The sequence below is a fragment of the Streptomyces albus subsp. albus genome (assembly GCF_000725885.1).
Classification (GTDB): Bacteria; Actinomycetota; Actinomycetes; order Streptomycetales; family Streptomycetaceae; genus Streptomyces; species Streptomyces albus.
The window spans coordinates 33,479-53,765 of sequence record NZ_JODR01000021.1 but is presented as its reverse complement, the minus strand read 5'-3'; the positions used below and the strand labels follow the sequence as shown (position 1 = coordinate 53,765).

Annotated in this window: 17 protein-coding genes; 11 read left to right on the top strand and 6 right to left on the bottom strand. The window is 71.6% G+C overall.

Going from position 1 to position 20,287, the window contains the following annotated elements:
• Nucleotides 1-23: 23 nt before the first annotated feature.
• Complete coding sequence (gene mgrA, locus IO40_RS0123705) at nt 24-1,115, bottom strand: L-glyceraldehyde 3-phosphate reductase (protein WP_016469481.1); 1,092 nt, start codon at nt 1,113-1,115, stop codon at nt 24-26.
• Between the two features lie 106 nt (nt 1,116-1,221).
• Between mgrA and IO40_RS0123700 the strand changes: the two genes are divergently transcribed.
• The 4 genes from IO40_RS0123700 to IO40_RS0123685 all read left to right on the top strand — a co-directional run bounded on the left by IO40_RS0123700 (nt 1,222) and on the right by IO40_RS0123685 (nt 6,455).
• Nucleotides 1,222-1,983, top strand: coding sequence for an isoprenyl transferase (locus IO40_RS0123700; RefSeq protein ID WP_016469482.1), 762 nt, complete (start codon nt 1,222-1,224; stop codon nt 1,981-1,983).
• Between the two features lie 256 nt (nt 1,984-2,239).
• Nucleotides 2,240-3,577 (top strand): RNA 5'-3' helicase PhoH2, encoded by a 1,338-nt coding sequence (locus IO40_RS0123695; RefSeq protein ID WP_016469483.1) that lies wholly within the window; start codon nt 2,240-2,242, stop codon nt 3,575-3,577.
• Between the two features lie 435 nt (nt 3,578-4,012).
• The gene (locus tag IO40_RS0123690) at nt 4,013-4,744 is read left to right on the top strand and encodes an aggregation-promoting factor C-terminal-like domain-containing protein (protein WP_016469484.1); all 732 of its coding nucleotides are present in this window, start codon (nt 4,013-4,015) and stop codon (nt 4,742-4,744) included.
• A 334-nt stretch (nt 4,745-5,078) separates the two neighbouring features.
• Nucleotides 5,079-6,455 (top strand): AI-2E family transporter, encoded by a 1,377-nt coding sequence (locus tag IO40_RS0123685; protein WP_030408845.1) that lies wholly within the window; start codon nt 5,079-5,081, stop codon nt 6,453-6,455.
• 4 nt (nt 6,456-6,459) lie between these two features.
• Here the strand turns inward: IO40_RS0123685 and IO40_RS0123680 are convergent, their stop codons facing one another.
• The gene (locus IO40_RS0123680) at nt 6,460-8,583 is read right to left on the bottom strand and encodes an alpha/beta hydrolase (RefSeq protein ID WP_031176088.1); all 2,124 of its coding nucleotides are present in this window, start codon (nt 8,581-8,583) and stop codon (nt 6,460-6,462) included.
• 230 nt (nt 8,584-8,813) lie between these two features.
• Here IO40_RS0123680 and IO40_RS0123675 point away from each other — a divergent pair, with 230 nt between their 5' ends.
• From IO40_RS0123675 to IO40_RS0123655, 5 genes are all read left to right on the top strand, one after another.
• Nucleotides 8,814-9,338 (top strand): PadR family transcriptional regulator, encoded by a 525-nt coding sequence (locus tag IO40_RS0123675; RefSeq protein WP_016469487.1) that lies wholly within the window; start codon nt 8,814-8,816, stop codon nt 9,336-9,338.
• On the top strand, nt 9,335-10,066 hold the full coding sequence (locus IO40_RS0123670) for an ABC transporter ATP-binding protein (RefSeq protein ID WP_174500685.1): 732 nt from the start codon (nt 9,335-9,337) through the stop codon (nt 10,064-10,066). Before IO40_RS0123675 ends, IO40_RS0123670 begins: the two co-directional genes overlap by 4 nt.
• A complete protein-coding gene (locus tag IO40_RS0123665) occupies nt 10,063-12,423 on the top strand; it encodes an FtsX-like permease family protein (protein WP_030408842.1) in 2,361 nt (786 codons plus the stop codon). Before IO40_RS0123670 ends, IO40_RS0123665 begins: the two co-directional genes overlap by 4 nt.
• Before the next feature lie 161 nt (nt 12,424-12,584).
• Nucleotides 12,585-13,517, top strand: a complete 933-nt coding sequence (locus IO40_RS0123660; RefSeq protein ID WP_016469490.1) for an SPFH domain-containing protein — start codon at nt 12,585-12,587, stop codon at nt 13,515-13,517.
• A complete protein-coding gene (locus tag IO40_RS0123655) occupies nt 13,514-13,792 on the top strand; it encodes a type II toxin-antitoxin system antitoxin (RefSeq protein ID WP_016469491.1) in 279 nt (92 codons plus the stop codon). Before IO40_RS0123660 ends, IO40_RS0123655 begins: the two co-directional genes overlap by 4 nt.
• Before the next feature lie 111 nt (nt 13,793-13,903).
• On the opposite strand, the gene IO40_RS0123650 is transcribed toward IO40_RS0123655, so the two are convergent.
• The gene (locus IO40_RS0123650; protein ID WP_041968694.1) at nt 13,904-14,875 is read right to left on the bottom strand and encodes a LysR substrate-binding domain-containing protein; all 972 of its coding nucleotides are present in this window, start codon (nt 14,873-14,875) and stop codon (nt 13,904-13,906) included.
• A 176-nt stretch (nt 14,876-15,051) separates the two neighbouring features.
• On the opposite strand from IO40_RS0123650, the gene IO40_RS0123645 reads away from it, so the two are divergent.
• Nucleotides 15,052-15,606 carry a peroxiredoxin gene (locus IO40_RS0123645; protein WP_016469493.1) on the top strand — a complete coding sequence of 185 codons (555 nt, stop codon included), beginning with the start codon at nt 15,052-15,054 and terminating at the stop codon, nt 15,604-15,606.
• A 6-nt stretch (nt 15,607-15,612) separates the two neighbouring features.
• Entirely contained in the window at nt 15,613-16,146 is a 534-nt protein-coding gene (locus tag IO40_RS0123640) for an alkyl hydroperoxide reductase (protein WP_016469494.1), read from the top strand.
• A 505-nt stretch (nt 16,147-16,651) separates the two neighbouring features.
• Here the strand turns inward: IO40_RS0123640 and IO40_RS0123635 are convergent.
• From IO40_RS0123635 to fomD, 3 genes are all read right to left on the bottom strand, one after another.
• On the bottom strand, nt 16,652-18,688 hold the full coding sequence (locus IO40_RS0123635; RefSeq protein WP_016469495.1) for a SpoIIE family protein phosphatase: 2,037 nt from the start codon (nt 18,686-18,688) through the stop codon (nt 16,652-16,654).
• A 49-nt stretch (nt 18,689-18,737) separates the two neighbouring features.
• A complete protein-coding gene (locus IO40_RS0123630) occupies nt 18,738-19,448 on the bottom strand; it encodes a class I SAM-dependent methyltransferase (RefSeq protein WP_016469496.1) in 711 nt (236 codons plus the stop codon).
• 104 nt (nt 19,449-19,552) lie between these two features.
• A complete protein-coding gene (gene fomD, locus IO40_RS0123625) occupies nt 19,553-20,263 on the bottom strand; it encodes a cytidylyl-2-hydroxypropylphosphonate hydrolase (protein ID WP_016469497.1) in 711 nt (236 codons plus the stop codon).
• Nucleotides 20,264-20,287 lie beyond the last annotated feature (24 nt).

Below are 20,287 nucleotides of genomic sequence, written 5' to 3'. Positions count from 1 at the left end.
TCCTTTGGGGCGGTCGGCAGGCCTCAGCCGTTGCTGCTGGCCGCCCAGATGTTGGTGCCCGGCTCGGAGACGGCCAGCTCGTCGATCTCCGCCAGCTCGGCCTCCTCCAGGGGCGCCGCCCGCAGCGCGGCGACGTTGGCCTCCAGCTGGGCGACGGAGCTGGCACCGATGAGCGCGGAGGTCATCCGCGGGTCGCGCAGCACCCAGCGCAGGGCGAGCTGGGCGAGGGTCTGGCCGCGCCGCTCGGCGACGGCGTTGAGGCCGCGCAGCCGCCGCACCACTTCCTCGGTGAGCAGCGCCGGGTCGAGCGATTTGCCCTGGGCGGCACGGGAGTCGGCGGGGATGCCGTCGAGGTACTTGTCGGTGAGCAGCCCCTGGGCGAGCGGGGCGAAGGCGATGCAGCCCATGCCCTCGCCCTCCAGCGTGTCGAGCAGGCCGTCCTCCTCCGTCCAGCGGTTGATCATCGAGTAGGACGGCTGGTGGATCAGCGCGGGGACACCCATCTCGCGCAGCAGCCGGGCCGCCTCACGGGTGCGGGCCGCGCTGTAGGAGGAGATGCCCGCGTAGAGCGCCTTGCCCGCGTGGACGGCGGAGGCGAGCGCCCCCATCGTCTCCTCCAGCGGGGTGTCGGGGTCGTAGCGGTGGGAGTAGAAGATGTCGACGTAATCGAGGCCCATCCGGCTCAGCGAGGCGTCGAGCGAGGAGAGCAGGTACTTGCGGCTGCCCCACTCCCCGTAGGGCCCCGGGTGCATCAGGTAGCCCGCCTTGGTGGAGATGACCAGTTCATCCCGGTACGGACGGAAATCCTGGGCGAAGATGCGGCCGAAATTCAGCTCCGCGGAGCCGGCCGGCGGGCCGTAGTTGTTGGCCAGGTCGAAATGGGTGATGCCCAGGTCGAACGCGCGGCGCAGGATGGCGCGCTGGGTGGCCAGCGGACGGTCGTCGCCGAAGTTGTGCCACAGGCCGAGCGAGATCGCCGGCAGCTTGAGCCCGGAACGGCCCGTTCGGCGGTACTCCATCGCCTCGTAGCGGGCCGGGTCGGCGCGGTAGAGCGTGTCGGACGGAACGGCCGTGGGAGCCGGTGCGGGGACGGGGGATGTGGTGCGCTGGGTCATATGCCTTTTCTTATCACCGCGCCTGACCGGCCCGGTTCGTACGTCAGGGCGAACGGCAGTAAGGTGCTGGAATTCCCGACTCGGCACGGAGAGGCTGGCCGTTCCCATGAAGTTGCGCGACCTGGTGTACAAGCTCTATGCGCGCCGGGTGGAGGACCGTCTCGATCACGACCGGGTGCCCAAGCACATCGGCGTCATCCTCGACGGCAATCGGCGGTGGGCACGCGCATCGGGCGGCACGACCGAGCAGGGACACAAGGCCGGCGCCAGCAAGATCCAGGAGCTGCTCGGCTGGTGCGCCGAGACGGACGTCGAGGTCGTCACCCTGTGGCTGCTGTCCACGGACAACCTCAGCCGTCCGGAGAGCGAACTGCGTCCGCTGGTCGGCATCATCGAGGACACGGTGCGCGATCTGGCCGCCGACGGGCGCTGGCGGGTGCACCACGTCGGCCAGCTCGACCTGCTGCCGGACAGCACGCAGCGGGTGCTCAAGGAGGCCGAGCAGGAGGCGGGTGACGTCGACGGGATACTCGTCAACGTGGCCGTGGGGTACGGGGGGCGGCAGGAGATCACCGACGCCGTCCGCTCGCTGCTGGCAGACCGCGCGGACCGCGGCATGACGCTCGACGAATGCGCCGACACCCTCACCGTCGAGGACATCTCCGAGCACCTCTACACCCGGGGCCAGCCCGACCCGGACCTGATCATCCGCACCAGCGGGGAGACCCGGCTGTCCGGGTTCATGCTCTGGCAGAGCGCGCACTCCGAGTACTACTTCTGCGAAGTCCTGTGGCCCGGTTTCCGCAAGGTGGACTTCCTGCGTGCGCTGCGTGACTACGCCGCCCGGCACCGCCGGTACGGCAGCTGACCCCACCCGGGACGCGGGGGCCGTTCGGCCCCGAGCGTGACGGCGCGCATGCTTGCGGGCCGCTGCGGGAATATCCCTCACGACCGTGCCCGTCTCACCGGGCACAGTCGCCGGGAGGCCCTTTTGACACCACGGACGCCCCACAGAGTGGGGGTCGCGGAGGGCCGGAGCCCGGCCCGCGTGGTGCGGGCCGTCTCCGGCCTCTTCCCCCGCGACGCCGTCGCTCCCCGACCCATCCGAGGGGGTACGTCCCACCGTGGTGATCAGCAAGAAGCGCAGCGAGTCCGACCGGCGCACGTACGTCATCGACACCAGCGTGCTGCTGGCGGACCCGGCCGCCATGGACCGGTTCGACGAGCACGACATCGTGCTCCCCGTGGTCGTCATCACCGAGTTGGAGGCCAAGCGCAACCACCCAGAGCTGGGCTACTTCGCCAGGCAGGCCCTCCGCAGGCTCGACGAGTACCGCATCCGGTACGGGCGGCTCGATGCTCCGATCCCCCTCAGCGACCAGGGCGGAACGCTCCGGGTCGAACTGAACCACTCGGACCCGGCCGTGCTGCCGGCGGCCTTCCTCAAGCACGGCCAACTGGGTGACAACGACACCCGCATCCTCGCCGTGGCCCGGAATCTCCAGGCGGAGGGCTACGACGTCACCGTCGTCTCCAAGGACCTGCCGCTGCGCATCAAGGCGTCCTCCGTCGGGCTGATGGCGGAGGAGTACCGGGCGGAGCTGGCCATCACCGACTCCGGCTGGACGGGCATGGCCGAACTCACCCTTCCGGGGGAGGACGTCGATGAGCTGTTCGCGACCGAGAGCGTGGATCTGCCGTACGACGCTCCCGAACTGCCCGTGCACACCGGGCTGGTCCTCCAGTCGGAGAAGGGCAAGGCACTCGGCAGGGTGACCCCGGACGGGCGCATCCGGCTGGTGCGCGGCGACCGGGAGGCGTTCGGCATCAAGGGCCGCAGCGCCGAGCAGCGCATCGCCCTCGACCTGCTGCTCGACCCGGAGGTGGGCATCATCTCCATGGGCGGCAGGGCCGGCACCGGGAAGAGCGCACTGGCACTGTGCGCGGGCCTGGAGGCGGTGCTGGAGCGCAGGCAGCACAGCAAGGTGATGGTCTTCCGGCCGCTGTACGCCGTCGGGGGGCAGGAGCTGGGCTATCTGCCCGGCACCGAGGCGGAGAAGATGAGCCCCTGGGCGCAGGCCGTCTTCGACACCCTCTCCGCCGTCACCAGCCGCGAGGTCATCGAGGAAGTGGTGGCCAGGGGCATGCTGGAGGTGCTGCCCCTCACCCACATCCGGGGCCGCTCGCTGCACGACGCGTTCGTCATCGTGGACGAGGCCCAGTCGCTGGAGCGCAACGTGCTGCTGACGGTGCTCTCGCGGATCGGCACCGACTCGCGGGTGGTGCTCACGCACGATGTGGCGCAGCGCGACAACCTGCGGGTGGGGCGGTACGACGGGGTGGTCGCCGTGGTCGAGCGGCTGAAGGGGCATCCGCTCTTCTCCCACATCACCCTGACGCGTTCGGAGCGGTCGCCCATTGCCGCACTGGTGACCGAAATGCTGGAGGAAGGCCGCGTCTGACGCGGTTTTCGGTGCCTTCGGTGCCCCGGACGGCCCCTACGGGCCGTCAGCGGGCCGCCGTGCGGCCGTTGTGAACCGGGCCCCGTGCGCAAAGGGCGCAACACCCTAGCGGCACGGGGCCCGGTCGCGCGGTTTTTTCCGTCATTCCTTTGCCTCAAACGCCGTGTGACCTTTCCCACTCAACGCTGAATTGCTTCCGCGCGTCCCGTTCCGGCAAGGTGTGGGTCCTGTCAGGCCCCGCATACGGCACAGCCGCACCGTCAACGGTGCGACACCGCACAGCAGTACAGAACTGAACAGCAGTCGCCGTATGCCGCCCGAAGAACCACGCGGGCTGTCCCTGCCGGGGAAGCCCACCGGGCCCGCGCCTCCCGCGCCCACAAGGGGAGGCCAGTGTCAGGGGCACGATTGGTCCGCGAGGTCACCCGAGCGGGCATGTTGGAAGGGAACCGTGTGACTGCTCGGATTTCGGTCCGGGGATTCGCCGTGGCGTCCGCCACCGCGGTCACCACTGTCGGCGCCGTCGTCGGTGTCGCCGCAGGCGCCGACCAGGGTCAGGCGTCCGACGTCGAGGCCACCGCAGCGCAGGCGACGCTCCTAGAGGACATACCGGCCGGGTCTCAGGCCCAGGTCCAGACCGCCTCTCTCACGCAGCAGGCCGAGCACGCCTCGGCCGCGGCCCAGGCCAAGGCCAAGAAGTCGGCCGAGGAGGCCGCTCGCAAGCAGGCCGCCAAGGACGCCGCTGCCAAGAAGGAGAAGGCCGAGAAGGAGGCAGCCGCCAAGGATGCCGCCGAGAAGGCCAAGGAGCGGGACAAGATCAAGTCGGCGTCGAGCCGCTCCGAGGAACGTCCCGACTTCACCCAGAAGTCGTCCTACACCACGGCTGAAGTCCAGTCGATGGCCAAACAGATCGTCGGCGCGGACCAGTACCAGTGCTTCTCCGAGATCGTCTCTCGTGAGTCGGGCTGGAACTACCGTGCGACCAACGCCTCCTCGGGTGCCTACGGCCTCGTCCAGGCGCTGCCGGGCTCCAAGATGGCCTCGGCCGGCGCCGACTGGCGGACGAACCCGGCCACCCAGATCAAGTGGGGCCTCAACTACATGAACTCGCGGTACGACAGCCCCTGCGGCGCCTGGCAGTTCTGGCAGGCCAACCACTGGTACTGAGCCGACGCTCCCAGTGGTCCGCGGGACCCGTCACGAACCGTTGCCCCCGTGGTGATCAGCACCGATCACCACGGGGGCATTCGTGTGTTCTCCGCCACCCGTGCGGACGCCGTCCGGTCGTGGTCCCCGTCACCCGCGCGGGCCGCCGCCCGGCCGCCGCGCCAGGCCCGCACCCGCACGCCGTTCACTGCCCGTCTGCCGGCCTCGGGCCCTCGCCAAAGAGTTCCCGCGCCCCCGACGACCGCTCTTCCGGTTCGGGAAGCAACCACCGGCGCGGGTAACGTCGTCCCTCACACGGCGAAGCCACTGGCCATCGGGGGCGGAGGAAAGCGGAATGACGAGCAGAATGGACAGGCTCAGGTCGGCCGTCGGCCGCTGGGCCGCGAAGGCCGCCGAGCGGCGTGCCGAGGTGGAGGGCGCCGACGCCGGACACGGCGAGCCGGCCGGCCACCGCTCCGGGCTCTCCAACGTCGAAGCCGGCCGTGCCCAGGCCCAGCAGGAGGCGGCCGACAGCGGTCGCGGCAGTGACTACGTACCGCCGCCGCCCCAGTACGCACCGGCCATAGCGGCCAAACCGGAGCCCGCAGCCGCCGTGCCGTGGGGGGTGCGGGTCGCCGCCGAGGCCGGATGGCGGCTGCTGGTGCTGGCCGGGGTCGTCTGGGTGCTGATGAAGATCGTCAGCACCATCAGCCTGGTGATCATCGCCTTCTCCGCCGGCCTGCTGATCACCGCACTGCTCCAGCCGACCGTCGCCCGGCTGCGCCGGCTGGGACTGGGCCGAGGAGTTGCCACCGCCATCACCTTCATCGGCGGGTTCGTGATCATGGGCCTGGTCGGCTGGTTCGTGGTGTGGCAGGTGATGGAGAACCTCGACACCCTCACCGACAAGGTGCAGGCCGGTATCCAGGAGCTGCGCGACTGGGCGCTCAACGGGCCCTTCCACGTCTCCGAGGACCAGATCAACGACATCGCCCAGAACCTCAGCGACTGGATCGGCGACAACAGCAAGGAACTCACCTCGGCGGGCCTCGAGGGGGTCACCGTCGTCGTCGAGTTCCTCTCGGGCGCGCTGCTGTCGATGTTCGTGACGCTCTTCCTGCTCTACGACGGCCGCCGCATCTGGGAGTGGGCGCTCAAGTTCGTGCCCGCCGCGGCCCGCGAGGGAGTGGCCGGCGCCGGGCCCCGTGCCTGGGCGACACTCACCGGGTACGTGCGGGGCACGGTGATAGTGGCCTTCATCGACGCGGTCTTCATCGGCATCGGCCTGTACTTCCTCAATGTGCCGATGGCCGTGCCGCTCGCCGTCTTCATCTTCCTGTTCGCCTTCATCCCGATCATCGGTGCCGTGGTCTCCGGCGCACTCGCCGTCGTCGTCGCCCTGGTCACCAACGGCATCGTCACGGCCGCGCTGACCCTGGCCGTCGTGCTCGCCGTCCAGCAGATCGAGAGCCACGTCCTCCAGCCGTTCATCCTCGGCCGTCTGGTACGCGTCCACCCGCTCGCCGTCGTCCTCGGCGTGACGGGCGGCAGCCTGATCGCGGGCATCCCCGGCGCCGTGGTGGCCGTGCCGCTGGTCGCGGTCAGCAACACCGTCGTCGGCTATCTGAAGGGCTACGCGAACGAGCAGACGCTGCGCCGGCTCAGGGAAGCGGCACCCCCGGGCGGCGGCGAATCCGAGGAGCCGGCCGGGGAACGGGACAAGGAGAAGTAGCGGCTCAGTAGGGGGCCTCGCGCTGGTCCATGAAACGCCGCAGCCGCTCGGTGTCGGCGGCCGTCCAGCCCTCGGACGGCGCCACCGCCGCCCACGCCTCCACCGAACCGTTGCCGTACCGGTGCCCGTGCGGGGCGTCCACCCCGTAGGAGACGGCCATGTCCACCGTCGTCTGCCAGAAGGTGACCAGCGGGAACCAGTTGACCGCGCCGGTGATGTCGGGGCCCAGCGGCTCCCGCAGCCAGCGGGGCCGGTGCAGCGCCAGCTCGGGCGACCACCACACGATGGCGTCCGAGGCGTTCTGGAGGTAGACCACGCGCGGCGTGCCCCAGGTGGACTCCGGGCCCGGCCGCGCGAGGTCCTTCCGCGGCCACTGGGCGAACCGGAAGTGCCGGCCCTCGTCGTACTCCGGCCGCCACACCGGGCTGCCCGGATCGCGGTGGGCCGTCAGCTCCCGGCGGATGGGGGAGAAGTTGGGGGTGCCGGCCAGCACCGCGCCGTCCACCTTCGCCAGCAGATCGTCCGGGCCGTCGAACGCCGCTTCGATGCCGTAGGCCCCCAGCGACTCGCCGAAGACGACGAGTTTCGGCCGCTCGGCGGCCGGTATCTCCAGCCACCGGGCGCGCACCGCCTCGACCAGGGCCCGGGTGGCCCGGCCCGCCTGCTCCTTGTCCACCAGGAAGGACGCCCAGCTGGGCAGATAGGAGTACTGCACGGCGACGATCGCGGTGTTGCCGTGATGGATGTACTCCAGCGGTTCGGCGTCCGTCGAATTGACCCAGCCGCGTCCGGTCGTCCCCGCGACGGCCAGCACGTCCCGGTCGAAGGCGCCCGTCCGCTCCAGCTCCCGCACCGCCAGCCGGGCCCGCGCCCGGAAGGTCGGTGCCGACTCCTGTCCGACGTAGACCCGGACCGGCTGCCGGGCACCCTTGCCGGTGACGGAGGCGATCTGGTCCGCCGACAGGGAGGAGCCGGTGAAGTTGCGGCCCTCGTACCCCAGGTCGTCCCAGTGCACCAGTGAGGCCGTACTGCCCGAGACGAGGGAGGAACGCGGCCGGGTGATGCCGTCCTTGGTGCTCTTGTCCGTTTTCTCCGCAAGATGCGCGGCCACGTCGATGACGCCCCGGTCGAACACCACGTCACGGGTCCCGAAGACGACGACGGTCGCACTGACCAGCAGACCGGCGCCGATCGCCAGCGGGCGCGGCACGAACCGCCCCAGGACGCGGATCAGCGCACGCGTCCCCAGCCGGACCGCCCGGCCGAGGGCGACCAGGAAGGTGCATATCCCCAGGGCCAGCAGGGCGATCATCAGTGAGTGCCAGGTCAGGGCGGCGGGCATCCCCTGGAGGCGGCGCAGCTCCCGTTGCGCGTCCGCGCTCAACGACAGCGCGGCGATGGTCAGCAGCGTGCTGAGCGCGTAGTACGCCAGCCAGGCCCGGGCCCGCCAGCGCTGCGACGGCCGCGGGTGTCGTGAAGGCCGCAGGTGCCGGCGGCCCGGCAGCAGACGGCCGTAGCGGCGGAGCAGCGGTGCGAGGGCGAGCCGTATCAGCCACTCGGCCAGCCCGCCTATCGCATAGCCCATGGCGGCCGTTATCCCGCCGATGACCCCTTGCAACGGCCAGGGACGCGGCACCAGCGACGGCGTCAGCGAGAGCCAGAAGAAGAGCGTCGCGCACCACAGGGCGGTAAGCCCCGGCCACCGCCGCAGCACGTACGAGGAGTTTGGCGCCTCCCAGTAGGGGCGCCGCACCAGCGCCGCCAGCCGCCGCCGCGCACCACGGGCGACCGCCCGCCACCGCGGTGCCCGAGCCCCGCTTGCCGGGCCGGCCTCGGGCGCGGCGTCGCCCATGGGAGGGGTGTCCTCGTCCTGGGCGGAGGGTGGGGCGGCGGGGATATCGGCGCCGGGCGTGGGGTTGGTGGTGCTGGTGGGTTCCGTGGTAGCGGGTTCCGTTGTACCGGCAGGCGTGCCGTTCGTAGTGGAGGGTGAGCGGTCGGTGTGGGCCGGCGGGTGGCCGGTGTCCGTCGGGTCGTCCGTCCCGGCGGGCGGGTCCGAAAGGGAGTTCGCGTTGTGCGCTCCCGGCGTACGAGGGAGCGGCGCGAGCCGGTCTTCCGCTGCCCGTTCCATCGCCCCACTGTCCGTTCGTATGACCGCCCCGTGCCGACCGTCCAGTATCGGCCGCCCCGATCGGCTGACGCAGAGGGGGGTGGGTGGGTTGCCTCATGGCCGCTGATCAGCGGTGGAGCCGGCTCGGCGGGCGGTGGAGCCGGCCCCGGCCGACGGTGGACGTACCCCGGTCGGCGGCCACTCGTTCGGGGTATACAACGTGTGTATACACGTCGTGTAGAGTGCTCCGCATGTCGATCAGTCACGCCTTGCTCGGTCTGCTGGAGACCGGGCCCCGCCACGGTTACGACCTCAAACGCACCTTCGACGCGAAGTTCGGCCAGGACAGACCGCTGCACTACGGGCAGGTCTACTCCACGATGTCCCGGCTGCTGAAGAACGGTCTCGTGGAGGTCGAGGGCATAGAGCCGGGGGAGGGACCCGAGCGCAAGCGGTATGCGATCACGGATGCCGGTATCACCGACGTGCAGCAGTGGCTGGCCACCCCGGAGAAGCCGGAGCCCTATCTCCAGAGCACCCTCTACACCAAATTGGTGCTCGCCCTGCTGACCGGACGGGACGGTGCCGCCCTGCTGGACGTCCAGCGCGCGGAGCACCTGCGGCTGATGCGGGAGCTGACCCGCCGCAAGACCGAGGGCGATCTCGCGGACCAGCTGATCTGCGACCACGCACTCTTCCATCTGGAGGCCGATCTGCGCTGGCTGGAGACGGCCGCCGCCCGGCTCGACAAGCTCGCCCAGGAGGTGCGCGCATGATGTCCACCGGCACTGTCCCGGCAGCGGACCCCACGGCGGACACGGGCGTGCTGCTGAGCGCGAACGGTCTGCGCAAGACGTACGGGACGACACCCGCCCTCGACGGCGCGGACTTCGCGATCCGGCCTGGTGAGATCGTCGCGGTGATGGGCCCTTCCGGCTCCGGCAAGTCGACGCTGCTGCACTGCCTGGCCGGCATCGTGCCGCCCGACGAAGGTCAGGTGCGGTACGCGGGCAGGGAACTGTCCGCGCTCTCCGACGCGGAACGCAGCGCCCTGCGCCGCAGCGACTTCGGCTTCGTCTTCCAGTTCGGCCAGCTGGTGCCGGAGCTGACGTGTCTGGAGAACGCCGCTCTGCCGCTGCGCCTGGCCGGCACCCGCCGCAAGGAGGCCGAGGCGCAGGCCGCCCGCTGGCTGGAGCGGCTGGAGGTGGACGACGTGCGGCACCACCGGCCCGGACAGGTCTCCGGTGGCCAGGGGCAGCGTGTCGCCGTGGCCCGCGCCCTGGCCGGTATGCCGCGAGTCGTCTTCGCCGACGAGCCGACCGGAGCCCTCGACTCGCACAACGGCGAGCGCGTGATGCAGCTGCTGACGGAGGCGGCCCGGGAGACGCAGGCCGCTGTGGTGCTGGTCACCCACGAGTCGCGCGTCGCGGCCTACTCGGACCGCGAGATCGTCGTCCGGGACGGCCGGGCCCGGGACATGAGCGCGATGGCGGGTGCCGTATGACGGCCCAGCGCTCCGGGGGAGCCCGGCTGCGGACGGCGGCGCGCGATCTGGCGATGGGCGGCCGGTTCGCCCTCTCCGGCCGCCAGGGCTGGGTACGGACGCTGCTCACGGCGGTCGGCGTGGGGCTGGGGGTCGCCATGCTGCTGCTGGCCGCTTCCGTCCCGCACATCGCACAGGTCCGCCAGGAACGTACACACGCCCGCGACCTGAACCCGAGCGGGGACTACGGACAAGGGGAGAAACCCGGCGACCGCACCCTGCTGGCCGCCGACGCGAAGACGACCTACCACGGCAAGGAGATCTACGGCTACGCCCTCCAGCCCGAGGGGAAGCACCCGCTGGTGCCGCCGGGCATCGACGCCCTGCCCGCCCCCGGCCGGATGTACGTCTCACCGGCCTTGAAGAAGCTGCTGCGCTCGGACGAAGGCGGAGAACTGGCCCGCCGTCTCGACTCCCGCATCGTCGGCACCATCGGCGACGAAGGGCTCGAAGGGCCGCAGGAGCTGGCCTTCTACATGGGTGCGGAGAAGCTGAGCCCGCCCGGTACGGGCACGGCACGGGTGACCCGGATCGGCGACACGGAAGAGGGAGGCCCCATCCCCCCGGTCGTGGTGCTGCTCGGTGTGGTGGCCTGCGTCGTCCTCCTGATGCCGGTCGCCGTCTTCATCGGCGCCGCCGCCCGCTTCGGCGGTGACCGGCGGGACAGGCGGCTGGCCGCACTGCGCCTGGTCGGGGCGGACGCGGCCATGGCCCGCAGGGTCGCGGCCGGGGAGTCCCTGGTGGGGGCGGTGCTCGGGCTGTTCTTCGGGGCGGCGGTCTTCGCCCTGGGCCGCCACCTCCTGGGCGGGGTCTCGCTGTTCGGCCTGAGTGTCTTCCCCTCCGCCGTGGTGCCGGGGTTGGCGCTGGGCGCGCTGATCGTGCTCGGGGTGCCCGTGACGGCCGTCGCGGTCTCGGTGTTCGCGCTGCGCGGCGTGGCCATCGAACCACTGGGCGTGGTGCGGGAAGCGGAGCCGGGCCGCAGAAGGCTGTGGTGGCGGCTGCTGCCGCCGCTGGCCGGCGCGTTGCTGCTGCTGCCGCTCTCGGGCGAGGTCGAGAACACTCCCCAGGGCGATGTGCACGAGGTGCAGGTCGTGGGCGGAGTGCTGCTCCTGCTGAGCGGTGTGGGGCTGCTGCTGCCCTGGGTGGTGGAGAGGCTGGTGGCCCGTCTGAACGGGGGCGGGGTCTCCGGGCAGTTGGCGGTGCGCAGGCTCCAGTTGAACAGCGGCGCCGCCACCCGCGCGGTCAGCGGCATCACGATCGCGGTGGCCGGTGCCATCGCGCTCCAGATGCTCTTCCAGGGGGTGGCGAAGGAGACGACCGTCTCCACCGGTGACCGGGCCGACGCCCAGCGGATCGGGGTGCGGTACGTACCGGTCGGTCAGTCTTTGACGGGGAGCGAACGGCTCACGGCCGCCTTGCGGAAGACGGATGGGGTGCGCCGCGCGACGGGATATCTGGAGAGCTACCAGCAACTCGTCGGCAAGGACAAGTACGTCGCGGTCGGAGTGGGAAGCTGCGACACGCTGCGGGAGATCGCCGCGGTCGGCTCCTGCCGGGACGGCCAGTCCTTCCGTGTCGAAGCGCCCCGCGGCAAGGGGGAGGTGCCCCCGCCCCCGGCCGGAACGAAGGTGCGGCCGGACACCGAGGACGACTCGCAGGACAGCAAGCCGGGCCATGTCTGGAAGGTGCCCGCTTCGGCTCGTACGGTCACCGCCTTGCCGGACATCTGGGGGGAGGATTCGTTCGAGGGGCTGCTCCTCACTCCGGGGGCCATGCCGAAGGGTGTGACGGACGACGCGGTGTACGTCGGCCGGGTGCAGCTCGCCGCGGGCAACGCGGACGCACTCGAGCACGTGCGTACCACCGTCTTCCGGGAGGACCCGGCGGCTTCGGTGATCACTTTCACGGGCAGCGAGCGCAACGGCTACTTCGTGATGATGCAGCGGGTGATACTCGCCGCCGCGGTCGGTGTGATGGTGCTGATCGGCGCCAGTCTGGTGATCTCGATGCTGGAGCAGCTGCGGGAGCGCAAGCGGCAGTTGGCCGTGCTGGTCGCGTTCGGTACGCGCCGGACGACCCTGGGGGCCTCGGTGCTGTGGCAGTCGGCGGTCCCGGTGGTGCTGGGGCTCGTGCTGGCGTCCGGGTTCGGGATGCTGCTCGGCTGGGCGCTGCTGCGGCTGATCGACCAGCCGGTCGCGGACTGGCTGGTGTTCTTGCCGATGGCCGGAGTGGGGGCGGGGCTGATCGCGGTGGTGACACTGCTGAGCCTGCCGGTGCTGTGGCGGCTGATGCGTCCGGACGGGCTCCGTTCGGAGTAGCGGCACCGTTCCGGCCCTCGCCTCCCCGCTCGTCCTGCCCCGGCCCCCGACGGACCCCCGTACTGGCGGGAACCGGGGCAGGACGTTAAAGTGATAGCACATTGATAGGGCGCGGTCCGTCGGACACGCGCTCGCACACCGAGGAGAACGGGGGAGACGTGATGAGCCTCGACCAGCCCGTCGACGTACCGGAGATGCCCGCACCGGAAGTACGGGAGACGGCCGCGCACAGCATTCCGGGCGGACTCGCCCTGCTGCTGGGACTGATCGGCTTCCTGCTCGGGGTCGGTGCCGCGATAGCCGGCGCCGGTCTCACCGCCGACAGCGGTGCCGCGGGCGGTGCGCTGATCGTGGTCGGCGTGGTGCTGGTGATCGCCTCGGTCTTCGGCATGGCCGGGCTGAACATGGTGGAGCCCGGTGAGGCCCGCGTCGTCCAGCTCTTCGGCCGCTACACCGGCACGATCCGCGCGGACGGGCTGCGCTGGGTCAACCCGCTCACGAGCCGTTCGAAGATCTCCACCCGGGTCCGCAACCACGAAACAGCCGTCCTGAAGGTCAACGACGCCTACGGCAACCCGATCGAGCTGGCGGCCGTTGTCGTCTGGCAGGTCCGCGACACCGCCCAGGCCCTCTTCTCGGTGGACGACTACGTGGAGTTCGTCGCCACCCAAACCGAGGCAGCCGTGCGGCACATCGCCATCGAGTACCCGTACGACGCGCACGACGAGAACGGCCTGTCGCTGCGCGGCAACGCCGAGGAGATCACCGAGAAGCTGGCCGCCGAACTGACGGCGCGGGTGAGCGCCGCGGGCGTGACCATCGTCGAGTCCCGCTTCACCCACCTCGCCTACGCCCCCGAGATCGCCTCCGCCATGCTCCAGCGGCAGCAGGCGGGCGCGGTGGTCGCCGCCCGGCAGAAGATCGTGGAGGGCGCCTGCGGCATGGTCGAGGACGCCCTGGCCAGGATCACCGAGCAGGACTTCGTGGAGCTGGACGAAGAACGCCGGGCCACCATGGTCAGCAACCTGCTGGTGGTCCTGTGCGGCGACCGCTCCCCGCAGCCCGTGCTGAACACCGGGTCGCTCTACCAGTGACCGAGGACGGCGAGGACGGCGAGGACGGCGCCCCCGACCGGAGCGGGCCGGCGGCGCCGACGCCGGGGAGGAGCAGGCCGCGGCAGCGCAAGCAGGTGCTGCTGCGGCTCGACCCCGCCGTGCATGACGCGCTCGCCCGCTGGGCGGCCGACGAACTGCGCTCCACCAACGCGCAGATCGACTTCCTGCTGCGCCGGGCCCTCAAGGAAGCCGGCCGCATGCCCAAGGAGGCCGGGCCCCAGCCGCGCCGGGGCAGACCGCCCCGCGAGCAGTGACCACCGCGAGCGGTGCCTCCACCGGGAGCAGCAGCCACCGCGAGCTGTGCGAGCAGTGACCACCGCGAACCGGTGGGGCCGTGGCAGTGGCCGTGCCCGGGTCCCGTCGGCTCAGGGCAGGGCCGGCCGTACCGGCAGGGCGGCCAGGGCCGCACGCAGGGCGTCGCCGAAGGAGCAGAACTCCTCCTGACGGGCGGCGCCCTCACGCATCGCCAGCGCGATCCGCCGGGAGGGGGCCGGGTCGGCGAAGCAGGCGGTGCGCAGGGACTCGTTGCGTCCGGCCTCCACGCGGACGGCGGTCTGCGGCAGCAGGGTCACCCCCATGCCGCCGGCCACGAGCTGCACCAGGGTGGAGAGTCCGGCCGCGCTGGTCGTCACGCTGGCCGATTCGGTGCGGCCCGCCTCCCGGCAGATGTCGAGGGCCTGGTCGCGCAGACAGTGCCCTTCGTCCAGCAGCAGGAGGTCGAGTTCGCGCAGCAGGGAGCGGGGCAGGTCGCAGCGGCCGGCCGCGGGGTGGTCGTGCGGGGTGATCAGGACGAAGTCCTCGTCGAAGAGCGGTACCTCACGTATCCACGGCGCCGCCAGCGGAACCGCGCACAGCAGCAGGTCGAGCCGTCCTTGCCCGAGCCCCTCCAGCAGGGAGTCGGTCTGCTCCTCGTGCACCTGGAGGTCGAGCGCGGGATAGCGCCTGCGGACCAGGTCCAGCACGGTCGGCAGCAGATACGGGGCCACCGTGGGGATCACACCGAGCCGCAGCACGCCGGTGAAGGGGGCCTGGGCGGCCTCCGCCTCCTCCATCAACTCGCCCATGGTGTGGAGCACGGCGCGCGCACGGGCCGCCATCCGCTCACCGGCGGGTGAGAGCAGTACCTTTCGGGTGGTCCTCTCCAGCAGTTGCACGCCCAGCGTCTCCTCCAGTGCGGCCACCGCGCCCGACAGCGCGGGCTGGCTCATGCCGATGGCGGCGGCGGCCTCCCGGAAGTGCAGATGCTCGGCGACGGCGACGAAGGCCCGCAGCTGGGAGAGGCTGGGCTGTCTGCTGCGGGCGGTGCGCGGCGGCTGCGCGGACGGGGACGGGCGCACGGGCTGCGCGGGGGAGGTCTGCGCGGTCGGTGCGGTCACTGATAACTCACTCCAATCAACCACACCAACTCTAGCTATTTCCGTGATCAATGCCGCATGTGGTTAGGTGGGATCGACCAACCTCCAGGAATGCGCACAATCTAGGCATCCTGGCCGCAAGTGCAAGGAGTGTGTACGTGCTCACCGTCGGTGACAAGTTCCCTGAGTTCGAGCTGACTGCCTGCGTCTCTCTGGAGAAGGGCAAGGAGTTCGAGACGATCAACCACAAGACCTACGAGGGCAAGTGGAAGATCGTCTTCGCGTGGCCCAAGGACTTCACGTTCGTCTGCCCGACGGAGATCGCCGCCTTCGGCAAGCTGAACGACGAGTTCGCCGACCGCGACGCCCAGATCCTCGGTTTCTCCGGTGACTCGGAGTTCGTGCACCACGCCTGGCGCAAGGACCACCCGGACCTGACCGAGCTGCCCTTCCCGATGATGGCCGACTCCAAGCACGAGCTGATGCGTGCGCTCGGCATCGAGGGCGAGGACGGCTTCGCGCAGCGTGCCGTCTTCATCGTGGACCAGAACAACGAGATCCAGTTCACGATGGTGACCGCCGGCTCCGTCGGCCGTAACCCCAAGGAGGTCCTGCGGGTCCTCGACGCGCTCCAGACCGACGAGCTGTGCCCCTGCAACTGGACCAAGGGCGAGGAGACCCTCGACCCGGTCAAGCTGCTGGCCGGTGAGTGAGCAGTCATGGCGCTCGATGACCTGAAGTCGGCCCTTCCGGACTACGCGAAGGACCTGAAGCTCAACCTCGGCTCCGTCATAGGCAACTCGGAGCTGCCCAAGCAGCAGCTCTGGGGCACCGTCCTGGCCTGCGCCATCGCGTCCCGCTCCGGCATCGTGCTGCGCGCCCTGGAGCCGGAGGCCAAGGAGAACCTGAGCGACGAGGCGTACGCCGCGGCCAAGTCCGCCGCCGCCATCATGGCGATGAACAACGTCTTCTACCGCACCCGGCACCTGCTGTCGGACCCGGAGTACGGGACCCTGCGCGCCGGTCTGCGGATGAACGTCATCGGCAACCCCGGTGTCGAGAAGACCGACTTCGAGCTGTGGTCGCTCGCCGTCTCCGCCATCAACGGCTGCGGTCAGTGCCTGGACTCGCACGAGCAGGTGCTGCGCAAGGCCGGTGTGGACCGCGAGACGATCCAGGAGGCGTTCAAGATCGCCGCGGTCGTCCAGGCCGTCGGCACCACCCTGGACGCCGAAGCCGAGCTGAGCGCCTGACGGCCGTGCCGTCCCGTGTCCGGGCGTTGCGCTGTGCGGTGCCCCGCACCGCCCAGTGCGCCCGGGCGCCGCACCGCGTCCGGACCGTCAGGGGCGCCCGGACGCTCACAACGCACCGTCCGCCGCGCCCAGCAGCCCGCGCCGGGTGAAGCGGGACTCAGCCGCCCGCGCCAGGCGCAGGACCGCTTACGCCGGTCACCGGCTCAGCCACCGGCCCGCACCCGGGAACCGATGCCGCCCCCACGGGGGCGGTCACCCCGGGTGCGGGCCGGCGGCGTTGCCACCCGCGAGACCCACGCAACCCACGCAACCCCCGACTCGGGCCGCCCGCACCGCACCGTCCGCGGGCCGACGGGCCGCTCCCGTCTCCCCCTGCCCCGCACCCCCACCCGCACCCCGTGCCCCGTCCGGGCAGACAACGCCCGGCCCCGGCACGCGTACCGTGCCCGGACACGCGTCTGCCGCCCAGGCCGGGGCTCAGGGCCGGGACGGGCGCGCGGTGGTGTCACGGCTCCGGTTCGGGCTCCGGGACGGGCAGTTCGAACCAGACCACCTTGCCCGTGGACAGGCGAGTGGCCCCCCACCGCCGGGCCAGCCGGTTGACGAGGTACAGCCCGCGCCCGCCCTCGTCGGTGGCGCGGGCCTGCCGCAGCCTCGGCAGCTGCGGCACATCGTCCCCGACCTCGCACCGCAGGACGTCCGTGCGCAGCAGCCGCAGGGTGATGGGGCGTTCCGCGTACCGCACCGCGTTGGTGACGATCTCGCTCACCAGCAGTTCGACCGCGTCGCTGAGTTCGTCCAGGCCCCAGCGGGCCAGGGCTCTGCGGGCCAGCCGGCGGGCCTGCCGCGCGGTCTGGGCCCGCGGGTCGAGGTACCAGTACGCCACGTCGCTCGGCGCGATGCCGTCGAACCGGGCGGCCAGCAGGGCGATGTCGTCGTCCCGGTCGCCGGGCCCGACGATGTCCAGCACCTCGTCGCACAGCGGCTCCAGCGGGGCGGCGGCGCCGGGGCGGGTCAGCCGGGCGGTGGCCGCCAGCTTCTCCCGCAGGTGCTCGATGCCGGTCCACACGTCCCGTTGCCGCGATTCGACCAGCCCGTCGGTGTACAGCAGCAGGGTGGCGCCTGCCGGGGCGTCCAGTTCGACGGCCTCGAAGTCGACGCCGCCCACCCCGATCGGGGCGCCTGCCGGTATGCGGAGGACCTCCGCACGGCCGCCGCGGTGCAGCATGACGGGCGGCGGGTGGCCTGCGTTGGCGACGACGATGCGGTGTGCCACCGGGTCGTAGACGGCGTACAGACAGGTGGCCATGCGGTCACTGCCCAGCCGCTGGGCCTGCTCGTCCAGGTGGTGCAGCACTTCCTGCGGCGGCAGGTCCAGTCCGGCCAGTGTCTGTGCGGTCGTGCGCAACTGGCCCATGATGGCCGCGGAAGTCATCGAGTGGCCCATCACGTCGCCGACGACGAGCGCCACGCGTGAGCCGGGCAGCGGAATGGCGTCGTACCAGTCGCCGCCGACCCGGGCGGTCTCGGCGGCGGGCAGGTAGCGGCTGGCGAGCTGGACGCCGGTGGGCTGCGGCAGCTCGTCGGGGAGCATGGTGCGCTGGAGTTCGTCGGCGATGTACGCCTCGCGCCCGTACAGCACCGCTTTGTCCACGCCCAGCGCGGTGTGGGTGGCCAGCTGCGCCGCGATGAGCAGGTCGTCGGGCTCGAAGGCGGGCCGCTCTGGGCGGCGCAGGAAGACGGCGGCGCCGATCACCCGGCGCCGGCCGCGCAGCGGCGCGAGGATGGCGCGGTTGCCGGTGGGCACCTGCCGGTCGGGGCCCAGCAGTTCGGGGAGGGCGGCGCTGGCCGCGGGCGAGTCGGCGAAGACCGGCCGTACCCCGCGCAGCACCTCGGCCAGCGGACCGCCGGGCTGCACCTCGGCGAGCTGGGCCGCGGCCGTGCCGGCGGAGCCCGCCGCCATGCCGGAGACCACACCGAGGGTGAGGCCGGCGCCGGTCTCGGCCACCGGGCCGGGCGGCACCGTCTGGGTGTGGTGCAGCGCGTGGGCGGTCAGCGGGTCGTCGGGGATGCGGTCGCTGCGCCGCAGCCGCAGCACGAACGGCCCGGTGGGGCGTTCGTCGCCGACGGGCAGCGGGTCGCGCAGATAGACGAGGATGGCGTCCGAGTAGGCGGGCACGCTGGCGCGGCACAGCCCCAGCACCGTCTCGTCCAGGTCGACACCGCGCGCGATGCGCCGGGTGGCGGCGCCGACGAAGCGCAGCCGGTCCCCGCCCCGCCGCTCCCGCTCGGAGTGCTCACCGCCGGCGGCCGGGCCGGGGTGCCCGGCGGGGCCGGGTGCCGCCCCGGTCGTGGGGTGGGGCGGATGCGGCTGGGGCTGGGCGGGGATTCTCTCGTGTCCGCCCGCACCGGGGCCGGACGGGGCGGCGTCCGGCCCGTCCGCGGGGCCGCTGCGGGCCTCCCCCGAGGGTTTCGGCGGCGTCGGCTCGGTGGTGCTGCTCGCCGCAGGCTTCTCGTGCTCCGTCACGCGTTCGGTTTCCATCCATCCGGGGCTGCGCGTCGGCGCACGCCCAGCGCCAGGTGCTCGCGGTCTATGGGCGTCGTCGGCAGTGCAGGAAGAGCTGAATCTCGGGCGGTATGTCCGTGCTCGCAGGAGCGTACGCGCGTGCGTCCTCCTCCACGATGTCGAATCCCGCGTCCTGGACCACTGAGCGCAATTCGTCCCGCAGATAGCCGGATACCCGGATCGCGTTGCCCAGGAACGGGATCGCGAAATCGTTCACGTCCGCTTCCACCATTCCCAGGACCAGCGGGCCGTCGCGCAGGAGCTGCCCGTGCAGGGTCCGCAGCGCGTGCGGGATCTCCCGGCGCGGGAGCATCATCAGCGAGAAGAACGCCACGACGCCGTCGAACGGGCCCAGCCCGGACGTGGCCAGGTCCGCCACGTCCAGTTTGCGGAACTCGCTCTCCGGCACGTTCTCCCGGCACTGCTTCAGCATCGAGGACGACAGGTCGATACCGACGACCTTGTGTCCGGCGTCGGCCAGCTGGCGGGCGGTCGGCAGTCCCGTGCCGCAGCCGACGTCGAGGATCCGGGAGCCGGGCGGCAGCAGGCCGGCCAGCCAGGCGGCGCCGGCGATCTGGCCTTCCTTGTGCGGGAACGTCTCGTCGTAGCGGTCACCGATGGCGTCGAACGCCTCGGATTGACCCGACCTGTCGATGCTCGTCCGGTCGTACCCGTCATAAGCACCGGCACCGGCCCCTGGTGTCCCGCTGGCCGCCGAACCCGCAGAGCTGCTCACGGCTGGGCTCCTTCCTGGCTGCCGGGCAAGTCCCCGGGGGGTGAGGGGAGTTGTGCGGCGTGTGCTTACGGAGGTTGATCCTACGTTTGCAGTATGGGGGCCTATCAAGGGGCACCGGGAGGCGGGTGCGGACAGGTGCTCCTGGGCGCCGCCCCGCCGGAGGGCGGCCGGTCCCAGTCGTCGGGCAGTTCGGGCACCGCCCAGTGCGGGTCGGGGCGCCACCGGTCCCAGCCGTCCGCGAAGGGTGAGCCCCAGGTCCGTACGGCGGCCACTGCCCTCTCGCCGGCCTCCCGCACCCGCTCGGCCTGCTTCGCGTCCATCAGCCCGGCCCGCTGCGCCTCGGCGAACTCGTCCTCGTCCCGCCACTCCCACCGTCCGTCGGGGCTGACCTCCAGGTCGAGGAAGTGGTCTTCCGAGTCGATCCCGCCCGGCCAGCGCAGCCGGGGCTCCTCCAGATTCACGTAGTAGTTCTTGAACCGCCAGCCGCGGTCCCAGAACAGCCATACCGACCAGGGCTCCTGCGGCCGGGCCAGTTTCAGCACGCCCATGCCGAACCACCGGGTGAACGCCGCCCGGCGGGGCTTGGTGTAGCGAGTGGTGAGGGGTTCCCGGTGCACGGGGGTGCCGTCCGCCAGCTCGGGGCGGACGCACAAGGTGCCGGGTGCCAGCCAGGCCGCCAGCAGTTCCGGGGTGTCGCGCACGACCGTGACGGGGCGGCAGATGTGGGGGTATGTGGCGCCGTTGGCCCGGTAGCGCCACAGGATCGGGGTGCCTGTGGGCCAGTGGCCGGTGGTCGCCGCCTGTTCCGCTGTCATGACGGGATCTTAGGTGCCCGCCCC